This window comes from Streptomyces sp. Rer75 (assembly GCF_013414305.1).
GTDB classification, from domain to species: domain Bacteria; phylum Actinomycetota; class Actinomycetes; order Streptomycetales; family Streptomycetaceae; genus Streptomyces; species Streptomyces himastatinicus.
In genome coordinates, this window is the sequence record NZ_CP058693.1 from 7,735,444 (window position 1) to 7,750,532 (window position 15,089).

The 15,089-nt window shown below is 69.5% G+C and carries 15 protein-coding genes and 2 pseudogenes; 12 read left to right on the forward strand and 5 right to left on the reverse strand.

The window, feature by feature from the left end; translation table 11 throughout:
* The first annotated feature begins 61 nt into the window (after positions 1-61).
* The 4 genes from HYQ63_RS33340 to HYQ63_RS45045 all read left to right on the forward strand — a co-directional run bounded on the left by HYQ63_RS33340 (position 62) and on the right by HYQ63_RS45045 (position 2,696).
* On the forward strand, positions 62-799 hold the full coding sequence (locus HYQ63_RS33340; RefSeq protein WP_179937492.1) for a MerR family transcriptional regulator: 738 nt from the start codon (positions 62-64) through the stop codon (positions 797-799).
* 39 nt (positions 800-838) lie between these two features.
* The gene (locus HYQ63_RS33345; protein ID WP_179937493.1) at positions 839-1,306 is read left to right on the forward strand and encodes a DUF3592 domain-containing protein; all 468 of its coding nucleotides are present in this window, start codon (positions 839-841) and stop codon (positions 1,304-1,306) included.
* A gap of 43 nt (positions 1,307-1,349) precedes the next feature.
* On the forward strand, positions 1,350-1,808 hold the full coding sequence (locus HYQ63_RS33350) for a hypothetical protein (protein WP_123103838.1): 459 nt from the start codon (positions 1,350-1,352) through the stop codon (positions 1,806-1,808).
* A 753-nt stretch (positions 1,809-2,561) separates the two neighbouring features.
* On the forward strand, positions 2,562-2,696 hold the full coding sequence (locus HYQ63_RS45045) for a hypothetical protein (protein ID WP_257232302.1): 135 nt from the start codon (positions 2,562-2,564) through the stop codon (positions 2,694-2,696).
* On the opposite strand, the gene HYQ63_RS33360 is transcribed toward HYQ63_RS45045, so the two are convergent.
* Positions 2,680-2,922 (reverse strand): DUF397 domain-containing protein, encoded by a 243-nt coding sequence (locus tag HYQ63_RS33360; RefSeq protein ID WP_179937494.1) that lies wholly within the window; start codon positions 2,920-2,922, stop codon positions 2,680-2,682. The genes HYQ63_RS45045 and HYQ63_RS33360 overlap by 17 nt on opposite strands.
* Positions 2,919-3,740, reverse strand: coding sequence for a helix-turn-helix transcriptional regulator (locus tag HYQ63_RS33365; protein WP_257232303.1), 822 nt, complete (start codon positions 3,738-3,740; stop codon positions 2,919-2,921). The genes HYQ63_RS33360 and HYQ63_RS33365 overlap by 4 nt, the downstream gene beginning before the upstream one ends.
* Positions 3,741-3,860: 120 nt before the next feature.
* Between HYQ63_RS33365 and HYQ63_RS46140 the strand changes: the two are divergent.
* Positions 3,861-4,106: pseudogene (locus HYQ63_RS46140) on the forward strand (ATP-binding protein); the annotation flags it as partial.
* 171 nt (positions 4,107-4,277) lie between these two features.
* On the opposite strand, the gene HYQ63_RS33375 reads toward HYQ63_RS46140, so the two are convergent.
* The gene (locus HYQ63_RS33375) at positions 4,278-4,679 is read right to left on the reverse strand and encodes a RidA family protein (RefSeq protein WP_179937495.1); all 402 of its coding nucleotides are present in this window, start codon (positions 4,677-4,679) and stop codon (positions 4,278-4,280) included.
* Positions 4,680-4,782: 103 nt separating this feature from the next.
* On the opposite strand from HYQ63_RS33375, the gene HYQ63_RS33380 reads away from it, so the two are divergent.
* Both HYQ63_RS33380 and HYQ63_RS33385 read left to right on the forward strand, forming a co-directional pair.
* A complete protein-coding gene (locus tag HYQ63_RS33380) occupies positions 4,783-5,166 on the forward strand; it encodes a helix-turn-helix domain-containing protein (protein WP_179937496.1) in 384 nt (127 codons plus the stop codon).
* Between the two features lie 94 nt (positions 5,167-5,260).
* A pseudogene (locus HYQ63_RS33385) lies at positions 5,261-6,120 on the forward strand (methyltransferase domain-containing protein).
* A gap of 6 nt (positions 6,121-6,126) precedes the next feature.
* Here the strand turns inward: HYQ63_RS33385 and HYQ63_RS33390 are convergent.
* Together HYQ63_RS33390 and HYQ63_RS33395 are read right to left on the reverse strand one after the other, a co-directional pair.
* A complete protein-coding gene (locus HYQ63_RS33390; protein ID WP_179937497.1) occupies positions 6,127-6,717 on the reverse strand; it encodes a hypothetical protein in 591 nt (196 codons plus the stop codon).
* Between the two features lie 95 nt (positions 6,718-6,812).
* Positions 6,813-7,577 carry an ANTAR domain-containing protein gene (locus HYQ63_RS33395; RefSeq protein WP_179937498.1) on the reverse strand — a complete coding sequence of 255 codons (765 nt, stop codon included), beginning with the start codon at positions 7,575-7,577 and terminating at the stop codon, positions 6,813-6,815.
* Between the two features lie 134 nt (positions 7,578-7,711).
* Here HYQ63_RS33395 and HYQ63_RS33400 point away from each other — a divergent pair, with 134 nt between their 5' ends.
* The 5 genes from HYQ63_RS33400 to HYQ63_RS33420 all read left to right on the forward strand — a co-directional run bounded on the left by HYQ63_RS33400 (position 7,712) and on the right by HYQ63_RS33420 (position 14,834).
* Entirely contained in the window at positions 7,712-8,062 is a 351-nt protein-coding gene (locus HYQ63_RS33400; protein ID WP_179937499.1) for a helix-turn-helix domain-containing protein, read from the forward strand.
* Between the two features lie 191 nt (positions 8,063-8,253).
* The gene (locus HYQ63_RS33405; protein ID WP_257232305.1) at positions 8,254-10,452 is read left to right on the forward strand and encodes a phage holin family protein; all 2,199 of its coding nucleotides are present in this window, start codon (positions 8,254-8,256) and stop codon (positions 10,450-10,452) included.
* A gap of 36 nt (positions 10,453-10,488) precedes the next feature.
* Positions 10,489-11,901 (forward strand): amino acid permease, encoded by a 1,413-nt coding sequence (locus HYQ63_RS33410; RefSeq protein ID WP_179937500.1) that lies wholly within the window; start codon positions 10,489-10,491, stop codon positions 11,899-11,901.
* Between the two features lie 211 nt (positions 11,902-12,112).
* Positions 12,113-13,372: a cytochrome P450 gene (locus HYQ63_RS33415; protein WP_179937501.1), complete on the forward strand. Its 1,260-nt coding sequence runs from the start codon at positions 12,113-12,115 to the stop codon at positions 13,370-13,372.
* A gap of 478 nt (positions 13,373-13,850) precedes the next feature.
* Positions 13,851-14,834, forward strand: a complete 984-nt coding sequence (locus HYQ63_RS33420) for a ParB/RepB/Spo0J family partition protein (RefSeq protein WP_257232306.1) — start codon at positions 13,851-13,853, stop codon at positions 14,832-14,834.
* The last annotated feature ends 255 nt before the right edge of the window (positions 14,835-15,089 follow it).

A 15,089-nucleotide genomic window follows, 5' to 3' on the forward strand; every position in this document is an offset into this window, starting at 1 on the left:
TGAAGAGACCGGCGCGGTCGAGCGTTGACCGTGCCCCAGGGGCATGGTCTTGAATGACCCGGTGGCGTGGAGCACAAGTCAGCTGGCCGAACTCGCGGGTACGACACTGAAAACCGTCCGGCACTATCACGAGATCGGCTTGCTGGAGGAGCCGGAACGAGCGGCCAACGGCTACAAGCGGTACGGCGTCAAGCACCTGGTCCGCCTGCTGCGCATCCGCAGACTGGTCGACCTCGGCGTGCCGCTGTCGGACATCCCCGCGGTCGGAGCCGGCGACGAGAGGGCGGAGCGGATCCTGCGCGCCCTGGACGCGGAACTCGCGGCGAGCATCGAACGCCAGCAGCGGATGCGACGGGAACTGGCGGAGATCCTGGACAACCGGGCCTCGATCGACCTGCCGGTGGACGTGAAGACACTCGCCGAGGACCTGCCGGAGGGGCAGCGATCCTTGCTGGTGGCGTACTCCAGCATTCTCAGCCCCGCGGCGATGTCCGCGATCCAGGAGCAGCTCTCAGCGCCTCCCAGCGACGTCGCCGCGCAGTTCGAGGCCCTCCCCGCGGACGCGCCCGAGGACGTTCGCCGACAGCTCGCGCAACGCCTCGCGCCCGTGGTCCGCCAACAGCAGCAGGACCACCCGGTCCTGCGTGACCTGGAAGCCTCCTCCCGCTGGGGAGGGGCGATCGCCCAGTCGGTTGTCGTGCAGGCATTGGTCGAGTTCTACAACGAGGCCCACCTCGACGTCCTGCGACGCGTGCACGCGTTGCTCGCGGAGGACGACGCCGGGGAGTGCCGTCGGTAGGGTCACCGCTGTCCGCCGCTGCCGATCGGAACAGGTTTCATGTCTGGTTCCCCCGCCCCTTGGATCTTCTCGCTGGTCTTCACCCTGGTCGGAACCGTCCTCGGCGTGGTGATGTACCGCCAGATCCAGCGGCGTCGGACCCTGCTCCGGACGGGCGCGCGTGCGCAGGGTGTGGTGACCGGCCTGGAACCGACCCACATGACACCCGGTTCGGAAGGCGGGCGCACCATCCGGAGCTACGGGACCCTCGTCTACTACCCGGTCATCTCCTGGACCACGGCCGACGACCGGCCCATGGAGACCCGGTTCCACATGGCCCGCCCCCGCGAGAAGACCTTCGCCCTCGGCACCCGGGTCGAGGTCCGCTACGACCCGGCGGATCCCTCCCGCTGGACGCTCCCGGCGGAGAGCGACACCGTGTGGTGGCTCTTCACCGCGGTGGGGGCGCTCTTCGCGGCGATCGGGCTGGGCAGCTTCATCTGGGCGCTGCTCGCGCTGCCGCTCTGAGCGGTCTGGCGGACCGGCGGCATCATGATCAAAGCTAGGTGCCGTGGACGGAGTTACGGACAGCACGGTTCTCGCCCTGATCGGCGTTCTGCTCGGGACGGCGGGGACCCTCATCGGGCAGCACCTGGCGAACCGCGTCGAGGTGCAGCGCGACCATCGGCACCGCGCGGACCTGGCGCGGTCGGAGCGCAAGGAGGCCATATCGGGGTTCTTAAAGGCGGTCCAGCGGGTCGAACTGGTCTTGGACCGCCGAAAGCTCGGCATGCCGACCCTCGACGACCCCGAGGACGTGAAGCTGCATGACCTGTGGCTGGCGACGAAGGCGGTCGAGCTGGTGTGTTCCACCGAGGCCGCCCAGGCCGCCCACGACTACACCAAGGAGCTGCACGCGCTGATGCGCAGTGAGCGGGGGCGGTCGCCGGTCAAGCGCGAACGGCGCGAGGCGTTCGTGGAGGTGGCCCGCGAGGAGCTGGAAAGCGGCCGCGCGCGCATCAGAAGGTGAGGGGCATCTCTAATGATCTCCCTGGTGATCCGCGTGGACAATGCGAACCGAGGTGGCCGACCTCCCCCACACGGCCGCCGAGGAGGATGCATGACGTCCGCCCAGCCTCTGACGTAACCGTTCGCGGCCGAGAAGCTGAACCTGGCCCCGCTTGTACGCACGCCGCGCGTACGGCCGTAGGCGCCCGGCCCCGGCACCATCAGCACCTTCGACCCGCCGGAGCACAGCCGGTTGCGGCGGCTCGTGACGAAGGCGTTCACCGTGCGCCAGATCGAGCGGTTGCGCATCCGCGCCCAGCAGATCGCCGACGACCTGGTCGACGCGATACGGGCCGACGGCGCCCCCACCGACCTCGTCGAGGACTTCGCCCTGCCCCTGCCGATCACGGTCATCTGTGAGCTGCTGGGCGTGCCGGTCGAGGACCGGGAGGACTTCCGTCTGTGGTCCGAGGCGTTCCTGTCCACGACGAGGGCTACCGGGCCCTGCACCGGGACTACATGGCCGGTCTCGTCGAGCAGCGACGGACCGCGCCGCAGGAGGATCTGCTCAGCTCCCTCGTTGCCGCGCGCGACAACGACGACCGGCTGTCCGAGGACGAACTGCTGTCGTTGGCCGAGTCGATACTCATCGCGGGCCACGAGACCACCGCCACGCAGATCGCCAACTTCCTCACCTCGACCTGCGCCGTCACGAGGCAACCCACATCGGCTTCGGCCACGGCCCCACCACTGCCTGGGCGCTCCGCTGGCCCGGATGGAGCTACAGATCGCCCTGCGGACGCTGCTGGAACGGCTGCCGGGGCTGCGGCTCGCCGACGCGGACGTGGAGTGGAAGGTGGGCGTGTCCACGCGCGGCGTGCGGAGGTTGCCGGTTACCTGGAGCGCGTGAGGGTGGTCAGGAAGCTCGACCAGGCGTCGGCGGGTATGTGAAGGTTCGGCCCGTCGGTGACCTTGGAGTCCCGTACGTGGACGGTGGCGGGGGTACGGGCGATCTCTACGCACTGACCGCCGGTGTTGTCGCTGTAGCTGGACTTGTGCCAGTCGAGGGCGACCTCGACGCAGTCGCCTCCGCTTGAGTCGCTGTAGCTGCTCTTGAACCACATGAGTCTGCTCATAGCTCACCCATCAACTGCTCGATGAAGCCTACGGATTCGTCCGGCCCGAGAGCCTGGGACCTGATCATGGCATAGCGCCGGGATAGGACGCCCACTTCGTCGGGCTTGGACAACAGGATGCTCCTCCCGTTGCTCTCCATGTAGACCATGGGTGTCTCGTCCGGCGTTTCGATCAGCTTCATGGGCCCTTGCAACCCCGCGTGTCCGGCTCGGCTCATCGGCATTACCTGGATGACGATGTTGGGCCGTGCGGCACACTCGATGAGGTGCGCGTATTGCGCACGCATGAGCTCTGGTCCGCCAATCTGCCGCCGCAGCGCCGCCTCTTCCAGAATGACGCTGACCACGGCTCCTGGCTTCCGGTCAAGGAGCGCCTTGCGATCCATCCGAGCCTCGGTCAGATCGGCGATCTCTTGCTCTTCAAGCGGCGGAAAGGCATGCACCAGAACCTCGCGGGCGTACTCCTTGGTCTGCAACAGACCGTCGATCAGCTGCGTGCAGTACGACGACACGCTGACCGCCTCCTGCTCCAGCTGTACGAAGCCCTGGAAGTGCACTGGGTACCGCTCCAGCCGCAGGAGCTTGATGGCCGCCCTCAGCAACCCTCCCGCGTCCAGTGCCATATCAGCCGCTTCGATGAACGCGTCCGTCGGCGGCTTCGCACACGTCTCGACCGCGCTCACGGCCGAGCCCGCGTATCCCATCCGTTCACCCAACTCTTCCTGAGTCAGTCCCACTTGCTGGCGCAATAACCGCAGCACAGCGGCGAAGTACTGCGCGGTCGGCGATGCCGAGTCCTTCTTCTTCGACTGGGCCACCTCAGTCAGCCTTTCAACGTGACTCAACGCCAATCAACGGCTGTTCGACCAGGCTCGCTGATTCGTACCGTCGACTCTCTGCTACTGGTGACGCTAGCCACCTGCACCGACAGTGGGGGCATGAATGCACAAAGTCACGACGTAAATCCCTGCCATGGCTGGAAGCAGAGGTTTACGCCCGTACCCCCATCCGTCCACCGCGCCCGCCACGCCGCCGAGGCCGCTCTCCGCACGTGGGGCGTGGCTCCCGGGTCCATCCCCATCGTGCTGCTCGTGGTCTCGGAATTGGCGACGAACGCGGTACGGCATGGCCGCGTACCCGGGAGGTACTACGAGGTGCGTATCGCATACGACGCAGAGAAGTTGGTCGGCGTCGAGGTGTCCGACCCCCGCGAGGGCTACCCCGGCTCGGCGACGCGACGCCGGACGCCGAGTCGGGGCGCGGGCTGGCGATCGTGGAGGCGTTCGCCGAGGCGTGGGGCGTACGCGAGCGCATCGTCGGAAAGACCGTCTGGGCTCGCGTCCGCCTCTAGGCGCTCACGCGGGCAGCTTTGTGTCGGCGACGAGGCTGATCTCGATGACCTGGCCGGGGAAGGTCAGTTCGGTGACGCCGAGGACCGTACTGGCGGGGCGGTGGTCACCGAAGTACGCTCGGTTGCCCTCCGCCACCGCCGCGGCGTTCTTCAGCAGGTTCACCACGTACAGGGTCTGCGAGACGACCTGGCTGCGGGTGACGCCGTAGTGGTCCAGGACCTTGTCCATGTTGACGTACGTCTGCTCGAGCTGGGCGGTGAAGTCGTCCGCGTGGCGGAAGTCGCCCGACTCGTCCAGCGAGAGCTGTCCGGAGACGTGGATCAGATCGCCGGACTTGATCGCCTGCGAGTAGCCGAAGTCGTCCTCGGCGGGCACGTTGTGGTTGAAGACATCGATGGTGGTCACAGTTCTCACTCTCTTCTTGTGCGCTCTCTTGCGGTTACTCGGAAACCGTAAGAGAGTGAGGGCCGACCTGGAAGAACGCACTTTTCGGTGACTGGGGAACCTGATGGTGACCAAGCAGCAACTCAAGGGCCTGCCCGAGGACGCGGACCTGCGCCGCGCGGATTCGCTGGCGCGGGAGATCTTCTCGGACGTCGCCAACAAGTGGGCGCTCCTGATCATCGAGGCGCTCGGCGAGCGCACCCTGCGCTTCAGCGAGCTGCGGAACGAGGTCGAGGGCGTCAGCCACAAGATGCTCACCCAGAACCTGCGCATGCTGGAGCGCAACGGCCTGGTCGACCGCAAGGTGCACCCCACCGTGCCGCCGCGGGTCGAGTACACCCTCACCGAGCCGGGCCGGGCCCTGCGCGCCACGGTCGACGCCATATGCGGCTGGACCCACCAGTACCTGGGTCACATCGAGGGGGCGCGTCATCGCTTCGATGCCTGACGCCTTCGTGACGACGGGGCGTCGTGCCGAATCCGCCCAAGTGACGCGCCCCGGGCGCGAGGCGCTGGGGCGGGCCCTGTTGGAGGGGCAGGCTATGGCGGCGGACTGGGCTGCTACCTTCGCCGCCGTGGACCGGGCCGCCTTCCTGCCCGACCTCATGTAGCCGTTCGACACCCACACCCACGTGGCCACGCCCGTCCACAAGGCCGAGGACCCCGGCGCCTGGTACGCCGCCGCCGACCGCGACGCGCCGATCGTGACGCAGTGGGACGACGGCGAGCACACCGGCACCGAACCCGGACGGGTATCCACCAGCAGCTCCTCCAAGCCATCCGTCGTCTACGCGTTGCTCCAGGACCTCGCCGTGGACGACGGCATGACGGTGCTGGACGTCGGCACCGGCACGGGCGAGACGGCGGCGGCCCTGGCGCACCGCTGTGGCAGTGGCGGCGGGGTCACCACCGTCGAGGTGGACCCCGCCGTATCGCGGCGGGCGGGCGAACGGCTCCGCACCGCCGGGTGGCACCCGGCCGTCGTCGTGGCGACGGAGCGGAGGGGCACGCGGGCCGCGCACCGTACGACCGCGTCCTGGCCACCGTGGGGGTCCGTGCGATCCCCGGGGCGTGGATCCAGCAGACCCGTCCCGGCGGCTTCATCGTCGCACCCGGGGGCACGCACTTCACCCACGCCGACGCCGTCGCCCGGCTCACCGTGCACAAGGGGACGGCGACCGGCCGCTTCACCCGGCCCGGGGAGTTCATGAAGCTGCGCTCCCAGCGGCCGGCGCTCCCCGACCACGGCGCGTACGACCCGACCGACGGCGCCGATACGGTGGAGGGCGCGTACCGGTGGTGGCAGGCGCAGGGCGCGCCGGACCACACCCGGTTCGGGCTGACCGTGACGCCGGACGGGCACCGGGTGTGGCTGGACGAGCCGGACGTCACCGTGTCGTAGGCCGCCTCAGTGGCCGGAGGGCGGCTCGAAGCAGCCGGTCTCCATGTAGGGCCCGTTGGTGCTGACCTGGAAGTTGGTCGGTTGCAGGAACGCCGTGACGCACGCGTCGTCATGGACGCGAAGGGCGACCCGGGTGCCCTCGGGGGTGACGTAGTGGTCGCGCTCGTAGCGCGAGGCCATCCCCTGTACGGTGAGCTTCCCGCCCAGCCGCTCTCCCTTGGGCCCGATGCGCTCCTCCTCGTAGCCGAGCTTGAGCAGCGCCGCGCGCACGCTCTTGGGGTCCCACTTCGTCTGGCCCCACAGCCGCTTGAGCACGGGCTCGATGCGGTCGGCTTCCTTCCGTGCGTCCTCGGCACTGGCCGGGGACATCTCGCCGGGACGGCGATAGGCGTTGTTGTCGCCGTGGTGCGGGGCGCCGTCGACGACTTTGGGTTCCACGTAAGGGGAGGCGCCGGAAGGACTGGGGCTGGAACTCGGGGGAGCGCTCGGGGCGTCAGCCGTCGTGACGCGCTGCTCCCCGCAGGCGGTCAGGGAGAGGGCGGAGCCCAGGAGGAGAGCGGCGACGCGTCTGCGCCGCCCCGGCAATAAGGTCAGCATGCGCATGACTCTACGGCTCGGCAGCCGGACGCACGCCCAGTCCGACGCCCATGGTCTCACCGGTGGAGGCGAAGGGACTGCCTCCTCCTACGAGGTCACGACGCGCTGTCGTGCGGGAATGCTGCCCCTGACCGGGTCGGCGGGGCGGGCGCGCGGTTCGCATCGGCGACCGCGGCCGTCAGCTGCTTCTGGACCGCTTCGGGCAGGGTGCCTCCCTGCATCGTGCCGACCAGGTCCCGGGCCAAGCGGTGCAGCTTGGTGTTGGTGTTCTGGGAGGTCTTGACCAGCACGTTCCAGGCCGCCTCGGGGGTCAGGCCGAAGGAGGCCATCAGCATGCCGCGGGCCAGGTCGATGGTCGGCCGGGTCTGCATGGCCCTGCGCAGTTGGAGCACCTCGGTGCACAAATCCTGCCCGGTTTCCTCTCGTGGGTTCGCGTCGTGGCGGGCGGTGGGCGCCGCGCCCTTGCCGGCGGAGCCCGGGTGGGCTAACAGATCCCGAGTGCCGGTCTCGTCCAGCAGCCGCTCGACGGCCGGGCTGCTGCCGCGGATCATGACGGTCTTGCCCTGGCCAAGGGCCCGCCGGCGCAGGTCGAGCAGGATGTTGAGGCCGGAGCAGTCGCAGAATCGCAACGCGGTCAGGTCCAGATCGATGCCGCTTCCCGACCGGCGCAGGGCTTCGTGCAGGTCGCCCTGGAGCAGCTGGCCGCCGAGGTCGAGTTCCCCCCGCAGACTCACGCGCATCCGGTCGCCGTCCGGCGCGACGTCGCTGGCCGCCGGGCAGGGCATGACCACCGTCGGTTCGCCGTCGCTCTCCGCGTGCCCGACGCCCTTCTCGGCGACGGGCTGTGCAGGTTCCGGCATGACGGTGGCCTCCCCATGTCTGATCGCCGGCCTCGGCTTTCAGATTCACCTACCTGCCCCACACACGTCAACCGATACATGAAATGAGTTACGTGTTTTTGGGTGCGTGTAGGGTCAGTCGCTAGAGTTGGGCCATGGATGAAGTGCCCGAGCCGCACACCGGATGGACGTTCCTGACCAACCATGCACGGGTGCTGGCAGCCATCGCGGACAACCACAACGCTCGCATCCGTGATATCGCCGTCCACTGCCGACTCACCGAACGCGCCGTTCAGAAGATCATTTCTGATCTGGAGCGGGACGGCTATCTCTCCCACACCCGGGAGGGACGCACCAACACGTACCAGATCGACCCGAGCAAGGTGCTGCGCCACCCGGCCGAAGCCGGACTGACCGTGGCATCGCTGCTCTCCTGGCTCGTCCAGGACGAGGCCGAACGCACGACGGCCCCCGACCGCCACGCCCGGTCTCGCACCTCCGCCTGACGGCGGTCACGCCCCGTCGCGGTGGCCGGTCGAGGATGTACGGTCGCGGCCGGTATCGGCCGTCACCATGTCGTAAGCGGAATGGTCCACTCCCCGTCACCTCGTGCCCGCCGGGACGCACCCGCGCTGTGTAACGCTGGGAATCGGTCCGCGCGCCCAGCGCGGACCGGAATCCGAAGTGAGGCCACGGCGTGCAGAAGCCCCGATGGAAGACCGTGGGGGGAGCGCTGCTCCGGGTGACGGCCGTGTGGGCGGTGTCGACGCTCACGATGCTGGCGCTCGCGGGCATCCTGCCCGATTTCCGGTTGCAGGCCGCTGGCGGCGACAGCGCGACGCGGATCGCGATCACCGCCGCCAGCGGTGCCGGTGCGTTCGGTGTGCTGAGCGCGCTGGTGTGGCCGCTGCTGGTGCGGGCGTTGCTGCTGATGCCCGCGTTGGTGCTGGGGCTGCTGGTGTTCGTGCTGAACGGGTCGATGCTGCTGATCGCGCTCAGCGTGATCCCCGACGGGCGGGGCGCGGTGGACCCGGAGACGGCGGTCGTGGTGGCGGCGGCGATGTCGGCCGCGTCCTCGGCGACCAGCACCTTCCTGACCGTGCGGGACGACGGGGCGTACCGGCGCCGGCTGGCGCGGCTCGCGGACCGTCAACGACGGCTCAGCGGCGGGGACGGGGGCCGGGCGCGGCCGCCGGGGACGGTGTTCCTCCAGCTCGACGGGGTGGGGCATGCCGTGCTGCGGGACGCGCTGCGGCCGCGGGACAACAAGCCGCCGGTCATGGAGACCGTGTCGACGTGGGTGGGACGCACGCACACCGTCACGCCGTGGCGCACCGACTGGTCCAGCCAGACCGGCGCCAGCCAGCTCGGAATCCTGCACGGCTCGAACGAGGACGTGCCCGCCTTCCGCTGGTACGAGAAGAAGAGCGGGGAGGTGATGGTGAGCAACCGGCCGACGAGCGCGGCCGTGTTGCAGCGCCGCGCCGCCGCCCGCGCCGGGCACGAGGGGCTGCTGACGGTGGACGGAGCGAGCCGGGGCAACCTGTTCACCGGGGGCGCCGACGAACTCGCGCTGGTGCTGTCGGTCGCGGCGCGGCGCAGCAAGCGCAACCGCTCCCGCAGCGGCTACTTCGCGTACTTCTCCGACCCGGCCAACGCCACCCGCACCGCGGCCTCGTTCGTGGCGGAGGTGTTCCGGGAGCTCTGCCAGTCCACGCGGGCCAAGCTGCGCCGGGAGTCGCCGCGGGTGGGGCGCGGCGGGCTGTACCCCTTCATCCGGGCGTTCGCCACGGTCGTGGAGCGGGACGTGGTGGTGGCGGCGGTGAGCGGGGACATCCTGTCGGGCCGCACCGCGATCTACGCCGACCTGGTGGCGTACGACGAGGTCGCGCACCACTCCGGCCCGCGCAGCCGCGACGCCCAGCAGGTGCTGGCCCGCCTGGACCGGTCGATCGCGCTGATCGCCAAGGTCGCGGAGCGCGCGCCGCGCGACTACCGCATCGTGCTGCTGTCCGACCACGGCCAGAGCCCGGGCGCCACCTTCGCGGGGGCGTACGGGCTGACGCTGGAGGACCTGGTGCGCGCCGGGTGCGGGCTGCCGGTGCCGAAGGCGGCCGGGCGTACGGCGAGCGGGGCGGAGGCGCGCGAGGCGGCGCGGGCGGCGCTCCACCGGCCCGAGAAGGACGACACGGACGCGGAAGGGGCCCGGCCGGTGGTGCTCGCCTCCGGGAACCTGGGGCTGATCTCGTTCCCCGACGTCCCCGGCCGGATGAGTCGCGAGGCCGTCGACCGGCGCCATCCCGCGCTGCTGCACACCCTCGCCAACCACCCCGGCGTCGGCTTCCTGCTCGTGCGCTCCGAGACGGAGGGCGCGGTGGTGCTGGGGGCGAACGGCGCCGAGCACCATCTCGACACCGGCCGGGTGATCAAGGAGAGCCCGCTCGCGGTCTTCGGACCGGGCGCCGCCGAGGCCGTACGGCGGACCGCGCACTTCCGGAACACCCCCGACATCATGGTCAACTCGGCCTATGACGCGGCGACCGGCGAGGTGCACGCCTTCGAGGAACAGATCGGCTCGCACGGCGGGCTCGGCGGCGAGCAGGGCCACCCCTTTCTGCTGTGGCCGGTCCAGCTCTCCGCGCCCGTCGCGGCGGGGGAGGAGCTGGTGGGCGCGGAGCGGGTGCACACGGTGCTGCGGCGCTGGCTGCGGGAGGCGGACGGGCCGGAGGTGCCGGAGGTCTCCGAGATCCCCGAGGTCTCCGCGGTCTCCGTGCAGACGGACGAGGGGGTCTTGTCTGACGGTGCGCAGGGTCTGGCGCAGGAATCCCGGATTCCGGGCCCCACGGCCGTACCATTTCCGGCAGCCGACCCCCTCCTGCCGGACAAAGCCCGGTGATTTGGTGCACCGTACATCGTCCATGACGATATTCGCATGCTCGACCAGCACCACACGCGCCGTTTCGGCCTGCCCACGGCGACCGCCCTCGTCATGGGCAACATCATCGGCGGCGGCATCTTCCTGCTCCCCGCCTCCGTCGCCCCGTACGGCACCCTCAGCCTGCTGGCCTTCGTCGTCCTGACGGTCGGGGCCATCGCGCTCGCGCTCGTCTTCGGGCGGCTCGCGCGGCGCGACCCGAGCACGGGCGGGCCGTACGTCCACGCCCGCGCCGCCTTCGGCGACTTCGCGGGCTTCCTGTCGGCGTGGTCGTACTGGACGATGACCTGGGTCAGCAACGCGGCGCTCGCGGTGGCGGCGGTCGGCTATGTGCATGTGCTGGCCCCCGGGCACGCCTCCAAGGGCATGGACCTGGCCATCGCGCTGCTCGCGCTGTGGCTGCCCGCGCTGGCGAACCTCGCGGGGACGCGCTGGATCGGTGCCGTACAACTCGTGTCGACCGTGCTGAAGTTCATCCCCCTGCTCTTCGTCGCGGTCGTCGGGCTCTTCTACTTCGACCCGGCCAACATCGGCCCCTTCAACGCGGGCGGCGGCAGCGCGGTCGGCGGGATGTCGGCGGCGGCCGCGATCCTGCTCTACAGCTACCTGGGCGTGGAATCGGCGTCGATGAGCGCGGGCGAGATGGAGAACCCGGAGCGGAACGTGGGACGGGCGAGCGTGCTCGGCACGATCGGCGCGGCCGTGGTCTACCTCCTCGGCACGGTGTCGGTGTTCGGCACCGTCGCCCACAAGGACCTGGTGAACTCCACCGCCCCCTTCTCGGACGCGGTCGACGCGATGTTCGGCGGCACCTGGGGCGGGACGCTGATCGCGCTGGCCGCCGTCGTGTCCATCGTCGGCGCGCTCAACGGCTGGATCCTGATGAGCGCCCAGGCGCCGTACGCGGCCGCCAAGGACGGGCTCTTCCCGGCCGTGTTCGCGAACCGGCGGCGCGGGGTGCCGACGGTCGGGGTGTTCGTCGGCGTGATCCTGGCGTCGCTGCTCACCGTGGTCAACTACACCTCCGGGTCGAACGGCGTCTTCGCGACCCTCGTCCTGATCACCACCTTCTCGGCGACGGTCCCGTATCTCCTGGCGGCGGGCGCGCAGCTGTACTTCCTGCTGGCGGGGCGCCGCGACGAGGTCCGGACCGGGCGCTTCGTCTGGGACCTGGTGCTGGCGCTGGCGGGCTTCGGCTTCTCCTTCTGGCTGGTCTCGGGGGCCGGGTACGCGGCGGTGTACCAGGGCGTGCTGTTCCTGTTCGCCGGGGTGCTCGTGTACGTGGTGATCGCGGCCCGCCGCCAGAGCCAGGGGGCGGACGGCGCGGTCGCCGGGGAGGGCGCAGCGGTGGCCGGGGACGGCACGGCGGCGGCCGGGGACGGCACAGCCGCGGAGGCCGGTATTCCGTAACGCCGCGGTCGCATATATTTTCGTAGGCACCGCACACGTAGTTTCATGCCTCCTCGATATTCCCCCGGGATATGTGATGAGGAGCCGTGAATTCCCCTTTGAAACACGGCATTTCTCGTGCGGCATATGGGGATGAGGGGGTGGATGTTATCCCTTTCGGTTCGCCTTTCCTCTTTTCTCGTGCGGCGCAATGGGGCGAAAATTTCTCACCATGAGTGCCGAGCTGACCACCGGTTGCCCCTTCCGTCTCGACCCCACCGCGGGTGACATCCACACCGAGGCGGACCAGTTGCGGGACCGGGGTCCGGCGACCCCGGTGGAACTGCCCGGCGGCGTGGTGGCGTGGGCGGTGACCGACCCGGCTCTGGTCAAGCGGCTGCTCACGGACAGCCGGATCTCCAAGGACGCCCACCGGCACTGGCCCGACAGCTACATCGACGAGCGTATTCCGCCCAAGTGGCCGCTCCGCCTGTGGATGGACGTCCGTAACGCGCTGACCGCATACGGCCCGGAACACGTCCGGCTCCGCCGGCTGATCGGTGCCGCGTTCACGCCCGGCCGGGTGCGGGCCCTCGCGCCGAGAATCGAGGGAATCACCCAGTCTTTGCTCGACGGGTTGGATGCCACCGAGGCCACCGCCCCCGGGGCGCCGGTGGATCTGCGGTCGCGGTTCGCCTGGCTGTTACCGCTGATGGTCGTCAACACGCTCCTCGGCGTCCCCGACGAGTTGCACAACGCCTTCCGCGCCGGGGTCGCCGGGGTCTTCGCGACCGGGCTGTCGGAGGAGGAGGCGGAGGCCAACACCCGTGAGTTGTACGGGCTGTTGACGGAGCTGCTGGCCATCAAGCGGCAGGCTCCCGGCGACGATGTGACCAGCGTTCTCATCGACGCACACGACGACGAGACCGACTCCCGGCTCAGCGAGCAGGAGTTGGCGGACAGCGTGCTGCTGTTGATCGGCGCGGGACACGAGACCACGGTGAACCTGCTCGACCACGCGATCGTCAATCTGCTCACCCACCCCGACCAGCTCGCCCTGCTGCGCTCCGGGCAGGCGTCATGGGAGGACGCGGTGGAGGAGACGCTGCGCCATCAGGCACCGATCGCCTCCATCGTCATGCGGTTCCCGATCGAGGACGTCCACGACCCGGCAACCGGACTGACCTTCCGTGAGGGCGACCCGATCGTGGTCAACTACGCCGCCGCGAACCGCGATCCGCGGGTCCACGGCGACCACGGCGGACGCTTCGATCTCACCCGGGCGACCCGCCGCGAACACCTGGCGTTCGGCTACGGCCCCCACTTCTGCCTGGGTGCGGAGCTGGCCAGGCTGGAAGGGCGTATCGGCCTGCGTGCCCTCTTCGAGCGCTTTCCCGACCTCGCCCTCGCGGCACCGGCCGCCGAGCTTCGTCCACTGGAGTCCTTCATCTCCAATGGACATCAACAACTGCCCGTCCTGCTGCGGCGCTAGATCTTCATCATCGGGGCCGCCCACCTCGCATACCTCGCAAAGGGCGAGTTGACCATAAAACGGTCCGTCACGTTTTGGTTGCGTCCTCCGCGCGGCGACTGCTACGGTCGCTTCGTCTTGGAACTGATGTTAACTCGCAATCGTGAATACCGCGGTTCGTTAACGATCCCGGTCGGGCCCGGGATGAGCCTTATCGACATCTGCCGTAATGAACTCCGATGAACCGGCCGACGTGTGGGAGCCGGCGCTCCGGGTAGTGGCAAGGGGCTCGCGTTCCATGAGACAGACGGGGTAAGCGGAAGTCCACGGGGGTGGCCCTTGAGCCGGTCATTACTTCACCTTCGCGTCGATGTGGCTGGGCTTGTCGTCCAGCGTCCAGCCCTCCATGGGTAGTACGCCTCCTGATGTCTTCGTCCATTGCTGTCTTCCATGAAGCACCGGATTGTCACAGGGGGATAGGCACATGAATGGTCAGCTCATGGCTGACACCGCCGAAATCATGTCGCAGCGGTCCACCGAAATGGTGTCCCTGAGCGAGTTAACGCACTTTGATTCGCCCCGGCTGTCGGGCGCGGACCACGAACATGTGCGGCTGCTCGCCGAGTCGGATGCCGAACTGCCGCCCATTCTCGTCAATCGCAGGACGATGCATGTCATCGACGGGATGCATCGGGTGCATGCCGCGGATCTGCGCGGCCTGGGTAAAATCGAGGCGATTTTCTGCGAGTGCGACGATGAAGAAGCGTTCGTCCTCGCGGTCAAAGCAAACGTCTCACATGGACTTCCACTGCCGCGAGCCGACAGGAATGCCGCGGCCAAACGTATCATCAACTCCCATCCGGAGTGGTCCGATCGAGCCATTGCCTCGGTCACCGGGCTCTCCCACAAGACGGTCGGCGCGATCCGCCGCCGTGCGAGTGGGGAAATTCCCCAGTCGAGCACCCGGCTCGGGCGCGACGGCCGGGAACGCCCGGTCGACGCCGCCGAGGGCCGTCTCCAGGCCGGCCGGATCCTCGCCGAGCGCCCGGGTGTCTCGCTGCGGGAGGTCGCCCGGGAGGCCGGGGTCTGTGCCGCCACCGTGCGGGACGTCCGCGACCGGCTGCGGCGCGGTGAGGCCCCCGTGGGGCCCGTACGCCGCGAGTCCGAGGCGGCGGCCACCGCGACCCCGCTGGTGCCCAAGGCGGTGGCCCGCATCGACGGCGCCGACCGCGCCACCGACCTCCCCGCGCTGATCCACAACCTGCGCAAGGACCCTTCGCTGCGGCTCTCCGAGTCGGGCCGCACGTTGCTGCGGCTGCTGGACGCCTGCACGGTGGGCCCGCAAGAGTGGACCCGGATCAGCGACAACGTCCCGCCGCACCGCGTGGAGCTGATCGCCACGGCCGCACGTGAATGCAGCAGGGCGTGGCAGGACTTCGCCACGGAGCTGGAGCAGCGCTCCAGCCGGCAGGCGTCGGGCTGACGTTCCGCGTCCGTCCCGTTCGTTCACCTCCCCGTTCGTTTACTTCGTCTCCTTCGTCCATCCACTCCCAGCGGGTCGATACCCGTCGCATCGTGAGTCAGCTTCTCGGCGCCCAGGGGGTGTCGTGCCGATCATGCCGGGCTCCCGACGCCTGGCACGGCACCTCGCGGCGCCGCGCTCGTCGCACGCAGCGCCGCTGCGCTCTCCTCACGCGACGTGCGAGCCACCGCACCAGACGCCGCTCGCTGATCCGGC

What these genes read in the sequence shown, in the direction of transcription:
- HYQ63_RS33345 (WP_179937493.1), top strand. Translation starts at nt 839, where the DNA reads ATGTCTGGTTCCCCCGCCCCTTGGATCTTCTCGCTGGTCTTCACCCTG.
- HYQ63_RS45045 (WP_257232302.1), top strand. Translation starts at nt 2,562, where the DNA reads ATGGAGCTACAGATCGCCCTGCGGACGCTGCTGGAACGGCTGCCGGGG.
- HYQ63_RS33360 (WP_179937494.1), bottom strand. Translation starts at nt 2,922, where the DNA reads ATGAGCAGACTCATGTGGTTCAAGAGCAGCTACAGCGACTCAAGCGGA.
- HYQ63_RS33380 (WP_179937496.1), top strand. Translation starts at nt 4,783, where the DNA reads ATGGTGACCAAGCAGCAACTCAAGGGCCTGCCCGAGGACGCGGACCTG.
- HYQ63_RS33390 (WP_179937497.1), bottom strand. Translation starts at nt 6,717, where the DNA reads ATGCTGACCTTATTGCCGGGGCGGCGCAGACGCGTCGCCGCTCTCCTC.
- HYQ63_RS33395 (WP_179937498.1), bottom strand. Translation starts at nt 7,577, where the DNA reads ATGCCGGAACCTGCACAGCCCGTCGCCGAGAAGGGCGTCGGGCACGCG.
- HYQ63_RS33400 (WP_179937499.1), top strand. Translation starts at nt 7,712, where the DNA reads ATGGATGAAGTGCCCGAGCCGCACACCGGATGGACGTTCCTGACCAAC.
- HYQ63_RS33410 (WP_179937500.1), top strand. Translation starts at nt 10,489, where the DNA reads ATGCTCGACCAGCACCACACGCGCCGTTTCGGCCTGCCCACGGCGACC.
- HYQ63_RS33415 (WP_179937501.1), top strand. Translation starts at nt 12,113, where the DNA reads ATGAGTGCCGAGCTGACCACCGGTTGCCCCTTCCGTCTCGACCCCACC.
- HYQ63_RS33420 (WP_257232306.1), top strand. Translation starts at nt 13,851, where the DNA reads ATGGCTGACACCGCCGAAATCATGTCGCAGCGGTCCACCGAAATGGTG.